The organism is Filimonas lacunae, assembly GCF_002355595.1.
Taxonomy (GTDB): domain Bacteria; phylum Bacteroidota; class Bacteroidia; order Chitinophagales; family Chitinophagaceae; genus Filimonas; species Filimonas lacunae.
Map to the genome: position 1 here is coordinate 5,932,682 of NZ_AP017422.1, position 13,958 is coordinate 5,946,639.

At 43.6% G+C, this 13,958-nt stretch carries 7 protein-coding genes; all 7 read right to left on the reverse strand.

Going from position 1 to position 13,958, the window contains the following annotated elements:
• Nucleotides 1-15 precede the first annotated feature (15 nt).
• A complete protein-coding gene (locus FLA_RS23350) occupies nt 16-1,458 on the reverse strand; it encodes an alpha-L-fucosidase (RefSeq protein ID WP_076374887.1) in 1,443 nt (480 codons plus the stop codon).
• A gap of 7 nt (nt 1,459-1,465) precedes the next feature.
• Nucleotides 1,466-4,138: a glycoside hydrolase family 3 N-terminal domain-containing protein gene (locus FLA_RS23355; protein WP_076374889.1), complete on the reverse strand. Its 2,673-nt coding sequence runs from the start codon at nt 4,136-4,138 to the stop codon at nt 1,466-1,468.
• A 2-nt stretch (nt 4,139-4,140) separates the two neighbouring features.
• On the reverse strand, nt 4,141-6,654 hold the full coding sequence (locus FLA_RS23360) for an alpha/beta hydrolase-fold protein (protein WP_076374891.1): 2,514 nt from the start codon (nt 6,652-6,654) through the stop codon (nt 4,141-4,143).
• 92 nt (nt 6,655-6,746) lie between these two features.
• The gene (locus FLA_RS23365; protein ID WP_197705821.1) at nt 6,747-8,264 is read right to left on the reverse strand and encodes a SusD/RagB family nutrient-binding outer membrane lipoprotein; all 1,518 of its coding nucleotides are present in this window, start codon (nt 8,262-8,264) and stop codon (nt 6,747-6,749) included.
• A gap of 97 nt (nt 8,265-8,361) precedes the next feature.
• Entirely contained in the window at nt 8,362-11,871 is a 3,510-nt protein-coding gene (locus FLA_RS23370) for a SusC/RagA family TonB-linked outer membrane protein (RefSeq protein ID WP_084206091.1), read from the reverse strand.
• A 227-nt stretch (nt 11,872-12,098) separates the two neighbouring features.
• Nucleotides 12,099-13,187, reverse strand: a complete 1,089-nt coding sequence (locus FLA_RS23375; RefSeq protein WP_076374895.1) for a FecR family protein — start codon at nt 13,185-13,187, stop codon at nt 12,099-12,101.
• Between the two features lie 59 nt (nt 13,188-13,246).
• The gene (locus FLA_RS23380) at nt 13,247-13,879 is read right to left on the reverse strand and encodes an RNA polymerase sigma-70 factor (RefSeq protein WP_076374897.1); all 633 of its coding nucleotides are present in this window, start codon (nt 13,877-13,879) and stop codon (nt 13,247-13,249) included.
• Nucleotides 13,880-13,958 lie beyond the last annotated feature (79 nt).

Genomic DNA, 13,958 nt, shown 5'->3' on the forward strand with positions numbered 1-13,958 from the left:
TAAGTGCAAAATGAATTAATAACGGATCTTAAAACTCCATGCTTCTTTACATGGCAACTTCTTTAATAATGCTTCGGGTATAGTAATTACCAGGGTTTGTCCCTCCTGCTTCCAGGTGAGTTTTTGTTTAGCCCCCAGCATACTTACATTCTTTACCTGCTGATAAGGTATATGCGTTAAGGTAACAGTAGCCGGCAGGCTACCCTTCCCTTCTTCCGAGCGGTAAATGGCATAAGTAGCACCAGGCTTGTGGGTAAACACCACATGCCCCTGCTCACCAATCAGGCTATCTCCCTGGGTATTGTAAATAGCTTCCCCGTTCACCGTCATCCACGAACCAATTTCCTGTAAGCGCTCATACGCTTCTGTGTGCCAGTCCCCATCAGGTCCGGGCGCCACATTCAACAGCAGGTTGCCATTACGCGATACCACATCCGTTAAAATATGCACCACCTTATTGGTGCTTTTAAAATGCTCTTTGGGAATATACGACCATGAATCGCCCAACGTCATACAGCTTTCCCAGGGATAAGGTAAATAGCCGGCAGGAACACTTTGTTCAGGAGTAACATAGTTTTCAAACTCACCACTCACTGTTCTGTCCACCACCAGCAAGCCTGGCTGATTTTTCCTCGCCATGCGGGCAATGTTAGGCATATCAATATCCTGGTCGTAAGGAATGGCACGTTGCCAGTCCACCGCAGTGTCAATCGTATTTTTAGGACGTACCCAGCCGCCATCTAACCATAAAATATCCATCTTACCGTAATCCGTCATCAGTTCCTCTATCTGGTTATAGGTATACTGCTTAAACTGGTTCCATTTATCCGGATGTTTGGCAGGGTTGTAAGAGGGGTTACGTGTTTGTGGTGGAAAATAACGCCACCAGTAATCATTGCTATGCCAGTCGGGCTTGGAAAAATAAGCGCCAATCATAAAGCTATCGGCACGGAAAGCCGAGAATACTTCTTTGGCAATATTGCTACGTGGATTACTGGAAAAAGGAGTTTTCGGATCTGTTACTTTATAATCGGTCTGATCTGTGTCGAACATACAAAAACCATCATGGTGCTTGGTGGTAAACACCACATACTTCATTCCTGCCTGCCGGGCGGCTTTGGCCCATTTCTGCGGATTAAACAATACAGGATTAAAGGTGGTTTGCAGCTTTTCATAAGCTGCCAGGTAGGTATTATAACTTTCGGCATAAGGGCCTTTACGTTCGCACCATCCTTCATCTTCCGGACAAATGCTCCAGCTTTCTACCACACCCCATTCGCTGTAAGTGCCCCAGTGCATCAGCAAACCAAACTTTACATTTTGCCATTGGTGCAGCTTTCTTGTAACCAAGCTGTCTTTTGGCCATTGGTAATCCTTACTGGTGTTATGCTGCTGAGCCTTACCTGTAAGGCATGCACCCAGTAAACCTGCCACCAGCACTGTTTTCACTTTGCTCATCGCTTTGTTATTTTACCTGTATTAAATCTCTTAACTGAATAGTTTTGGAAGAACCGCCGATCATTACCCGAAAAGCTCCTGGCTCTATCACCTGCTGCATGTCTGCATTGTACATTGTTAGCATTTCAGGCGTAATAGTAAAATGTACTTCTTTTTGTTCACCGGGTTGTAATAAAATGCGCTGAAACCCTTTCAATTCTTTCACGGGCCTTACTATGGAAGCAATTTCATCATGAATATACAATTGTACTACTTCATCTCCTGCCATATCCCCCGTATTCTTTATAGTAAAAAACACATTTACAGAATCAGAAGCTTTTATTTCGGATTTATCAAAACGTAAGTCACTGTATGTAAACCGGGTATAACTTAATCCATGCCCAAAAGGAAACAAAGGCTGGCCGGTTAAATTATCATAATCATCCCCTCTTCCGGTTGGTTTATGATTGTATACCAGCGGCAACTGCCCTTCAAACACAGGAAAGGTAACAGGCAAACGGCCGGCTGGGTTATAATCACCAAACAACACATCTGCAATAGCATTGCCCCCTTCATCTCCCGGATACCAAACATCCAGTATGGCCGGCGTTTGATGTATCCAGCTGTTCATAGTTACGGCACTGCCGCCCACTATCACCACCGCAAAAGGTTTTCCCGTAGCAGCAATGGCCTGAATAAGCGCTTCCTGCTGTCCTGGCAACGACAGCTTAGCCCTGTCTCTGAATTCTCCTTCCTCTATACCCACTACAACCACAGCCGCACCGGCTTTTTGCACAGCTGCTACGGCCTGCTGTATCAGCTGATGGTTGTTATGTTTTACACCAGCATCCCATACCAGTTTTAAACGGGCGCTGCCATTAGGTTCGTGATATACCAGTTTTATCTTATAGGCTTTGTCTTTTACCAGCACCACCGGCTTTAGTAAAGTATCAAAAGAAGATTTATCCCAGGTATCAATCAACAGCACATCATTGATATATAATCGATAGCCATCGTTGCCCTGTATACCCAGCTGCACGGTGCCGCTCACCGGCGATTGTATAAAACCATTCCATTCTGCAGAAAAGAAATCGTAGTGCAGGCTGCGATCCGGAGCAAAAAGCGTCCACTGAAAATTAACCGTCTCATCTACCCGGCTCACTTTAGGTGTACCCGTAGCGGTTACGTTATCATAGTAGCAGGCCTGCAATCCTTTTTTAGTTTGCCCGTTCTCTTTGTAAAAGAAACAATCGGCCGGCACCACTACATAGTTGTTATCAAATCTTCCGGGGCCCGGTGCATAAGTCACCTCCATACCCGGCACTTTACGCTTAATTCCCGTTACTATGTTCACAGTTTGTTCACCGGGGCCACTATAACCACCCAGTCTTGCCGCCATAGCATCTTCTCCAATAACCGCCAACGAGGTCAGTTTTTTACTAAACGGCAATACCTGCCTGTCGTTTTTCAGTAACACAATCGACTCTTTGCTGGCCTGGCGGGCAATGCTGCGATGTTGTGCATTATTCACATACCTGTTGGCATCTTCTGCATGGATATAGGGGTTTTCAAAAAGCCCCAGTTCAAATTTTACGCGTAACACACGGGCTACCGCGCTATCAATAGCCGATGCCCGGATATATCCTTTATCAAAAGCAGCTTTAAACAGTGGATAGTGCTGGTAAGAGGTTTGGAATATTACATCCAGCCCGTTATTCACCGCACTGGCAGTAGCATCGTCATATCCGGTGGCGGTATAATGTAACACATTCGCACCACCCACTGCCGAAGCATCAGATATTACAAAGCCTTTAAAATTCCAGTCATGTTTTAGTATCGTGTTCAATAAATGATTGTTGGCAGTGGCCGGACTTCCATCTACTGAGTTATAAGCAGTCATTACCGAGCGGCTGCCCCCTCTTTCAAAACAGGCACGAAAAGGAGGGAAATATATTTCGTTCAGCAACCTTTCGTTATAATGAATAGGATAACTATCTCTTCCTCCATCGCCCACATTGGCGATAAAGTGTTTAGGGGTAGATACTATTCCCAGCTTTTCAAAAGCACTTACAAAAGCCACTCCCATTTCGGAGGTAAGAAAAGGATCTTCGCCATAAGTTTCTTCTGTACGGCCCCATCTTACATCTGCGGCAATATTCACTACCGGCGTTAATATCTGCCGTATGCCCCTGCTTTTACTTTCCAGTGCAATAGCATTGGCCACCTGGTGCATTAAAGCCGTATCCCAGGTAGCGGCTAACCCTATCGCCTGCGGGTAAGCTGTGGCCTGAGCCCTCACCAACCCATGCAAAGCTTCATCAAAAGGAATAATAGGAATACCCAGCCTGGTTTCTGTGGTAAAGAAACGCTGCATATCATTTATTTCCTTCGCCATCTGCACTGCACTTCCACTACTGCCATACATCATCAACTGTGCAGCAGCTCCCCCCGCCTGTGCTTCTGTGTTTACCTGGAAGCCAAATATGCCATTCTTATATTTGTCTTTTCCTTCCTGCAGCCCTCCGGGAATCATAAACATCTGCCAGAATTTTTCTTCCAGTGTCATCCGCTTTAGTAAATCCTGCACACGCGCTTCTACAGGTTGTGTACTGTCTTTATACAAAGCCTTTTCCGTCTGGCTTATTCCAGGTAAAACAGACAACCAAAACAAACCAAGGGGAATATATTTTTTACAGTTCATTGTTATTGCACCTCCGTTATTACAGATTCGCTGTCTGCTATCTGCCATTGATTGTTATAAAATCCGGCAAGCTTAACACCGCTGCTGCCTTTTATAAGCATGTCTACTCCAAACACCATGTAGTCCGGAAAGCCGCTTGCACCTGCAAAATACTGGTTGGCATTGGCCGCGCTAAACCCTTTCAAGCCTGTGCCACTTACAGCACCTACAGTGATATGGTTACTGCTTTTCAACGGCCAGGTAAAATAGGCTGCCAGCGAATCGCCCTGTAACACACGGCTACCCACCTTCACTTCATTGCGGGTTACCTGAACCGGGCAATCTTTCAGCAACAGTTTCCACGCAGTATTGGTAGCAGCATTGCCAAACAACACAACTCCCCTATCAGCGTATTTATCTAATGAGTATTCTTTATCAGCAATAATATCTATAGCTCCATTCCCCCGGTAATACCAGGTTTCAGCATCATATTTTGCCTTATTCAGGCTCCACGCATTCTCTTCTTTTGCACCGGCTGTGCTGTATACAAACACCATCCTGTAGTTAAAGGGCTCTTTAAATGTGCCATTACGCACAGGGCCCTTTTGCCAGCTATCCGGCTTACCGGTCACTTTCCATTGGGCCGCGTCTTTTGTAATATACACGCTATCATTTTCACTCGCCGTTGTATAGGTAATAGCAGCAGTAGCATCCAGCTGTATGGTAATCGTGCGGCCTTTGCCCCATGGCTGCAATTGCAACGCCAGCATTTGTACATTTTCTGTACTACCGGTTATCGCACCAGCCGCTACATCCCGCTTCAACTGAATACGGCTATAAGCCAGCGGATGTTCCTGTTGTTGTATCACTGCCCATCTGTACGCAGCAGATACACCAGGGTTGGCAGTAGTAAAATCTATCACATGCATAGCACTGTCTGCTACACGGGCATGCCATTTAAAAAACTCAAACAAAGGCTTCCAGTCCACACTTTGATCGCCATACCAATGTTCTCCACCCGGATATTCGAAATAGCTCATATCGGTATGAAATCCTCCAAACAGCTTACGCATTTGCCGGGCATAAGTAACAGGTACCACCTTATCGGCATCACCATGCAGTATATAAGTACCTAATGGTTTATAATTATTCGCCAGCTTTATTACATCGCTCTGGTTGCTGGTGCGCAGCAGCATTGCTTCCATTGCGGTGGCACCGCTATCCGGGATCAATCCATCTGCCGATCCGTATCCTTTTAAAGTTGGATAACCCGAACAAGGTGCAATACCAGCCCACTTATCCGGATAGGTAGCTCCTAAAAACCAGGTACCATGTCCACCCATAGAATGCCCGGTAAGATATACATGCTGTTCGTCTGGCATAAATTGCTTTTTCGCAATAGCCAATACTTCCAGTGCATCCAGCCGGCCCCAATCTTCCCAGTTAAACCCTCTGGGTCTGCGGTTGGTAGGCGCCACCAGGTTGCCCCAGTCTTTCGGCTTATAAGCACGCGCTTGCCCAATAGCTTCTACACCTGCACCATGTACCGAAAAAAACAAAGCCTGCCCCGGCGCATCCCCTCCGGTACCCGGTGTTACTGCATAATACTGTAAACTGCCATCTATAGCACTGGTAAAAGTAGCGGCATAAGGGTCTGTTGCATTTACTGCTTCAATAATGAATGGCTTTTTATCCAGCTCTTTTCCTTGCAACGTTAGCACCACATTTCCATTGTGCTTTCCCTTGCTTTGTATTCCACTGGCATCAAAAGTAAAAGGCACTTTGCGGGTACTCATTGCTGGTACATCCGGCAAAGTGCTGGTATAGGAACGGTTGTTTATAATAGTATGGAGTTGAAGTCCCTTTGTTGTACGGGCAGAAGCATTGATCACGACTATGGCACCCTGCAACTGCTGGTTATTTTGCGACAGCCGAACGGAAGGCAGCGTAGCGTCTTCGGTATTTACGGTTATGGGGCTACTATTCCATAGTAACGCAGCAGACACCGCCCCGCCACGAATGTAAAACTCATTCAGACCTTTGTTTAATTGCACAGGTATATATAAGTACCCTGCATTGTATATATCGCCGGCATGAATTACCCCGTTAACATATACAGCGCTGTTCCCTTTTACCTGTAACAAAGCTGTTTGTTCTTTTTCGGAAGAATAAGTTACATATATATAAGCACCGCTAATACCAATTCCACCGGCATGCGTTCCGGATTTTACGCCCGGCCCGGGAGGCCCTCCTGCTCTTTCCCGTTTCTCCCTTGCCCTTTTGAGTATATGAAGGCTATCGGCCTGTACCGGCTCCCACACTATATCCTTGCTTCCCCCTACAGCACCACCAGCCACCGGCGTTGGTAAAGCCTTTACATACAAATAGTAAGCAAGTTCATCTGTATAAATAGCCTCACGACCATAACGGGCGGGAATAGCAGCGGCAAGCCCCTTATCAAAATAATATACTTTCTGTGCTTTTGCCTGCGTTAACAGCATAGCAAGCACATACAAGAGCCGTTGATAGCTTCGCATAAAATATTGGTATCAGTATTTCAATTTAGGAAAAAAAATATAGAAAAGACTGTGCTGTTTTCAGTCACAGCCTTTTCTTATATGCCTTGCTGTTAATTTACATCCCAGAAAACCTTATTGGTTCTCAGATCTTTTGGCTGTACAACCTCATAGTTCTCAGCATTGTAAGCCTTTTCTGTTGAAGTATATACCAATCGGGTAGGTGGTGTAGTATAGCCCGCCAGGGTGGCTGTAGGGAAAGTAAGCTGCGGATATCCCGTTCTTCTATACTCTGCCCATGCCTGGATAGACTGCAGGAAGCCAAAATGCAACCACTTCTGCGTCCATATTTCCGAGAGTTTGTTGGCGCTGCTACCTGTATAAGCCACTCCATTGTCTACAAAATCGGCAATAACAGCGTCCGAAGGTTTTGTTACCGCGGCAATACTGGTATTGGTGGCATTCAGATAATAATAGAAAGATACTGATTGCTTCACCGCTAAATCGTAAGCCGCTTTTGCGCTGGCGGTGCTACCCCAGCGTTCATAAGCTTCTGCCTTTATAAAGTTTACTTCCGGAGCAGTAATAACAATACCCGGCAAATAAGCATTCACTAAAAAAGTAGCAGAATCCCATATGGCATATTTGCCATAGTTGGCTTCCTGCTGGGAAGAGTTAAACGAAATGGGCATTGCCTGATAAGTGGCGTTAGGATAAAAAGTATCCTTAATAGTAACACCATACTTATCAAACATAGCAGGAATACGTGGATCATTGGCTGGCAGCATCACTGTATTCAACATATAATCCGGCGCATAATGGCTTGGCAGTTCCGTTAAGCCATCTTTTAAACTATTTATGTTATTGGTTAAAGGCTTCAGCAATATATCGGAAGTTCCCGGTGAATAATTGGCCACATTATTGCCATCCACCAGTGGATACGCTGCACTATTGTTCAGCATTTCCATAATAGCCGTCTGTGCTGTAGTTTCATCATAGTTAGACATGCGCATTAACAATCGCAATCTGATAGAGTTTGCGTAACGTTGCCATTTGTCAATACTACCACTGGACAATATATCTGCCCTGGTAAAAGCAGATAAAGAAGCAGCTGTTTTAAAATAACTGGCCGCTACTGCCAAGCTATCCAGGAAAGTCTTATACAAATCTACCTGGCTATCAAACTTCGCATTTACAATAGTACTGCTTGTTTCCAGGCTGCCTGCTTCTGTAAAAGGCATATCACCCCACATATCCACCACCTGCGAAGCCTGATCGTATAAAACAACCCGGGCCGCTTCCATATAAATGCGGTTGGTTACTTTAGTGGCAGAGTCCATAGAATTATACAACACCTGCATAGCCCTGTACATTGACAAAGGACCGCTGCCATTGGAATTGGCGTAATAAAAGTTATTCCAGTACTGATCTGAATAACTATCATTTTGCTGATACATGGTACTGCTAAACGGGTAATAAGCCGTTTGACTATATACAGCAGGTTGCATTAATAAGAAGGTACGCACATTCCAGTAGCTGGGACGTACACGATCATTATTTAAAATAGCCGTTAAAAAACCAGACAAGCTGCCATCAAAGGCTTTTTCCGGATTCTCATATTTATCATCCAAAGACTTTTTGCACCCACTCACTACCAAAAGAAGGAGTACGCAAAAGCTTGTAATTATGGTAAACTTTTTCATCTTTTAAAATTGACAGGTGCTTTAATTAAAAACTGGCATTTAAAGAGATACCTATGCTACGTGTAGGAGCTGAGGAACCTAAGTTAACACCTTGTGAGTACCACTTATTACCTGTTACAGACTCCGGATCTATATTATCCATCGTTTTCCAGATGTAGAAGAGGTTACGTGCAATGAAAGACACTTTTAAACCGTTCAAATGCATCTTATTGGAAATAGCAGATGGCAATCTGTATCCAAACACCACTTCACGCATTTTAATATAGCTATTATCATACACGGCGCCTTTTTCGTTCCAGGCGTCTGCACCCCAGTTAAACGTATTCAGGTAATAATCTGCTGCACTGATCACTTTGGTATTGGTAGCGCCAGTAGTTTGGTTTACACCTTTCAGCAACACACCATCGTTGTAAATAGTACCGTTATCTGTGTACGTTAAACCACCATGCGCAGCGTCTCTATACTCCAGCGTGCTTTTGTACATACCTGCACCCAGTGCATATTTGGTAGGAGGAGAAAGCAGTTGACCGCCAATGCGATAATCCGCTGTAAAATCTAAAGAGAAAGATTTATAGGTAAAAGTGTTAGAGATACCACCAATTGCTTTAGGCATAATGTTGCCAGCCTTTACATAACGACTCTTGTCTATTACGTATAAACCATCATCATTAATCAGTAACTCGCCTTTCTCATTGGTAGCCCTTGGCATTACATAAATATTACCCAATGTTTCGCCTACGCCTGCCACAATTCTAAAGGCGCTTTGTTCACCATCATAAAACACTATCTGGTTCAGGCCGGATGTAAGTGACTTCACTTTCGATTTAGAGAAAGAATAGTTCACCCGCATATCCCATTTAAAAGCTTTGGTTACTATAGGAGTAAAATTCAAGCCTACTTCCAACCCTTTGTTGTCTATTTCCCCTACATTGATAATCTGACTACCTGCACCTACAGATCCTGCGGTAGACAAGTTGATGATCTGGTTTTTAATCTGGTTGGTGTAATAGTTTACATCCATTCCTATACGATTGTTCAGGAAACGTGCTTCTATGCCAAACTCAGCTTCATACTTCTTTTCAGGAACCAGGTTGCTATTACCATAGGTACCCGTTAAAGAAAGCGAAGGAACCGATCCGTTCACAGACTGTAATGAAGTTTGCGTGTAGGCAATATTAGATTCGTAAGGTAACGGACCATTAGCCACAATAGCATAAGAAGAACGCACCTTGGTGTAGCTGATAAAGGCAGGCAAATGAAATGCCTCAGACACTACAAAGCTTCCATTTACAGATGGATAAAAATATTTGTTATTAACTGGCGGCAATGGAGAAGCATATTCTTCTCTTGCAGTAGCTTCCAGGTACAGGAAGTTTTTGTAACCCAGGTTCACCGTTCCCAGGTAAGCATATTTCAGTAATTCTCTCCTGGTAGAAGTGGTGGTAGCCTGCGCAAAAGAGTTGGAAATAGCAAACCAATCACGCGAAACCAGGCCACTGGCTGTGCTTGAATTCTGATCCAGGTATTTTTCTGATCTGCCCTGGAAACCACCGGTTACCGTCAGGTCAAAATCCTTACCCAGTTTGTTATTGTAAGTCAGCAAGGCGTCTCCATAAAATAAAGAGTATTGTCCTTTCTGTATAGCATATGCACCAGTGCTGGTAGTACCGTTATAAATTTCAGCCTGCTCGGTATGGCGCTTGTCTTCTGAACCATAACCGGTATAATCGCTACCTAAACGTGTTCTAAACTTAACATGTTTTGCTACATCCCAGTTTAAAGTACCGCTGGCAATGATCCTGTTTTCCGTTTCGTCGTAGCTGTTTTTCAGTTGGTTCCAGAAAAAGTCCAGCAAGTTGGTAGCCCGCATAGGATACACAAAATCTTCCGGACGCCCGGTACCATTGGTGCTATACTTATAACCATCGGAAGTTTGATATCTCTGTTTCATCACAGACATATCTTCTGCACGGCTAAAGAAACCACCAAAAGAGCTTAATACGTTATAAATTAAATAAGCCCTGTTATGTGTATAAGTGTTCACATAATTCACTACGAAATCAGCAGTAACCTTGTCGCTTAACTTAATAGAGCTATTCAGGTTAAAGTTGTTACGCGATTGCTTGCTACCCGGGTTGGTACCTTTATAATCTAAACGGTTCACCGAAAAGCGGAAGCTTCCCTTATCTGTATAATTAGATACCGCCATGTTCACACTGGAACTATAGCCTTTGTCAAAAATATCTTTATAGTTATTCTCCTGGGCTACAAACGGACGGATAGAACCATCCCACCATCTTACCTGCTGGCCTTCCATTTTAGGACCAAACTGGGCATAAGCACGGAAATAAGGATGGTACCCGGTAGGGCTTTGCGCATCAGCCATCCAGCCATCAGCCGTATAGCCATTAGCCACGTTAGTAGCTCTGTCATAACCAGGGCCATATGTGTTTTGAAACTCTGGCAGGAAAGCTGCTCTTTCCATAGTGGCATTATAGTTTAAGTCAACACCTAAACCTCTGCCCTTGGTTCCTTTTTTGGTAGTAATTACAATTACACCGTTGGCCGCATCAGAACCATATACCGCAGCAGCACTGGATCCTTTTAAGATGGTCATGCTTTCAATGTCTGCCGGGTTAATATCTAATATACCATTACCCCGAATACGCTGATCATCATCGAAATTACTGTTATTGGCACCTTTAGAACCATATTGACCATCGTTTCTGATCACTACCCCATCCACCACATACAATGGCTGCTGGTTGTAGCTGATAGAGTTGATGCCACGTATTTGAATATTCACTGCACTGGATGCTCCACCGGGGGCAGTAGTAATTTTTACACCAGCGGCTTTACCATATAAAGCAGAACCCAGGTTGGTATTACCCGCCTCAGTAAGTTGCTTGGATGAAATAGTATTTACGCCATAACCTAACGATCTGGCTTCTCTTTTAATACCTAAAGAAGTTACTACCAGACTGGACAATTCGTTCGACTCTACATCCAACACCACTTCAATAGTGGCATCACTGCCCACTACAATTGTTTTTTGCTGAAAACCCACCAGGTTTATCAACAGCGAATCGCCTTCAGCAGCATTAATGTGAAACTTACCTTCCGCGTCGGTTACCACTCCCCCTTTTCTGCCTTTCACCTGTACGCTTACCGCAGAAAGGGGTGCGCCCTTTGCGTCTTTCACCACGCCTTTTACTTCGGCTTTATTCTCATATCCCGATTCAGGAGTAATTACTATCAAATTATTCTCCAGCACAGAATACGTGTATCCCGTACTGTTTAATAAACGGCTTAACACCGTAAGCACATCTTCATCCCGGGCAATAACATCTACCTTTTTATTCGACTCCAGTTTTCTGTCGCTGAATAAAAAATGATAGCTGCTTTGTTTTTCTATAATAAGGAGAGCTTGTTTTAATTCGATAGACTTTAAACTTAACGTAATCTTTGTTTGTCCAAATCCCCTGGCAAAGCTTTGAAAGTTAAGGAAAAGTACTAAGGCAATAATGAGCTTCATAATTACCAATTTCTTTATTAGCCAATATCTGGCCTGTACCCCCGCCGGGGGGCAAAAATTTTTCATACATTTACTATTGTAAGATGATAAAAGGCAGTCCCCGCCGTCAAACGTGGCTGCATGGTAAATTCCAGTCGTCTGTCAGAGGGAGTTGCTGCAAACAATTCCCTCTTTTCATTGGTATTATGTTCTCTTTTTTTGTAGTGGCATGTGCATTTAAGTTTTGGTTAAAGAATGCAGAGGGTTTCCCCTTTTATTCTGAACTGAAATTTCTCCGTTAGTTGTAGTGCTGATAGCGCCTGCTCCAGCGATTCTTTTTCAAAAACACCTGTAAAACGCAAACTTTCCTGCTGTTCATTCTGGAAATACACATTCACGCCGTACCATCTTTCCAGTTTCTTAGCCAAACTGCCAAAGTCCTCATTTCTAAACACCAGTTTGTTATTAATCCATGAGGTTTCTACTATATCGCTGCTATCGTTAGTGCTGTAATGTGTTAATGTAGCCAAAGAGTAAGAAGAAGGAGCAGCAGCCTGCTTTACAGTAGCTGCCACTTCCTTTCCTGTTTCATGTGCATTATTCGTAAGTACAAACTTATCATTAGGCTTCAGGTAAATTTTATCTGAAGGCCTGTCGGCCACGTTAATTTCAATGGCGCCTTGTATTAAAGTAGTTTCGCTGGTTGCTTCATTTGCATAAGTGCGAACATTAAATGCAGTGCCTAATACCCGTATATCCATTTTAGGTGTATGGATAATAAAAGGATGGTTTGCATTTTTAGCCACATCGAAGTAAGCTTCACCGGTAAGAAACACTTCTCTTTTGCTTCCTGTAAAGCTTTCCGGAAACTTCAACTTACTGTCAGAGTTTAATATCACACGGGTGCCGTCAGTTAATACTATGGTAGACTTCACTTTTTTAGGCGTGTATTTCTCCTGCCAGTTACCCGAAGCCAGTATATCTTCTCCCCCTTTCCGGTTGGCCAGAAAAAGTATAGCACCCGCTATTAATAATATAGCTGCCGCAGCTGCTCCTTTCCAATACCATCGCTTTCCTTGCATAGAAATAACAGGAGCAGGTTCCTCTTCCTGCTCCTGTTCCAGAACAGCTATTCTCTGGGTCACCTTTTTAAAGGCAGCATCTATACCTTGGTAAGAAAGAGAAGCCTCTTCCTCCCAAAAAGCTCTTAAATCGGCATATTGGGTACGTAAAACGGGCTGTGATTGCAAGAGTTGCTGTAGCTGCTCTCGCTCTTCAGCAGAAATTTCACCACTTAACTCTTTGGTTATAAGCAATATAAAGTTTTGATTATCCATATTCAAGTCTCGCACTTAACATAAGGACAACAATTGCTTAACAAATTGCCTACAAGATTCTAAAAAAAATTTACGAGGAGGAAAATCACGATTCCGGCAATCGCATCGTCCCGGAAAATACTGTGTGGATAATCAGCATATCCCTGTAATACCAGGTTTAGCTTTTTCATGGCACGGAACAATTGGGTTTGCACTGTACGGGGGGAAATAGATAAAATTTCAGCCGCTTCTTTATAGCTCATGCCATCTTCCCTAACAAGCCGGAATATAACCTGGCATTGTTGGGGCAGCTCCGCAATAGCTTTGTTCATTTTTACAAACAGCTCTTTCTTTTCCAGTTCCTTTTCCGGAAAGCTGGCACTGTTTATCAGCTGCGTTTCGTCATCTATAGAAGTAACACGATAATTAGAGAAAGATTTGAGATAATTCAGTGAGCCGTTTTTTACTGCTACAAACAGATATACCTCCGGATTATTTACATGTTGCAGTTGCTCCCGGGTCATCCAGCATTTTACAAAAACATCCGAAACAATTTCTTCAGACACTTCCCGCTGACGCACATATAAATTACAAAAATTAATTAAGCGAGAGTACAACATATGAAAGAGCTTCTCAAAAGCCACAGCATCTCCACCCATAGTTATGGCACTCCATATGGCGGATACACTATCTGTACTCTCTCTTCCTTTCATGTGCAGTTTTTGTTTACAAAGGGTAATTTGTAAGTACAAGTTAGAGAAAAATCAATCAACAGCCTATTTCTAAACTTTT

What these genes read in the sequence shown, in the direction of transcription:
- FLA_RS23350 (WP_076374887.1), bottom strand. Translation starts at nt 1,458, where the DNA reads ATGAGCAAAGTGAAAACAGTGCTGGTGGCAGGTTTACTGGGTGCATGC.
- FLA_RS23355 (WP_076374889.1), bottom strand. Translation starts at nt 4,138, where the DNA reads ATGAACTGTAAAAAATATATTCCCCTTGGTTTGTTTTGGTTGTCTGTT.
- FLA_RS23360 (WP_076374891.1), bottom strand. Translation starts at nt 6,654, where the DNA reads ATGCGAAGCTATCAACGGCTCTTGTATGTGCTTGCTATGCTGTTAACG.
- FLA_RS23370 (WP_084206091.1), bottom strand. Translation starts at nt 11,871, where the DNA reads ATGAAGCTCATTATTGCCTTAGTACTTTTCCTTAACTTTCAAAGCTTT.
- FLA_RS23375 (WP_076374895.1), bottom strand. Translation starts at nt 13,187, where the DNA reads ATGGATAATCAAAACTTTATATTGCTTATAACCAAAGAGTTAAGTGGT.
- FLA_RS23380 (WP_076374897.1), bottom strand. Translation starts at nt 13,879, where the DNA reads ATGAAAGGAAGAGAGAGTACAGATAGTGTATCCGCCATATGGAGTGCC.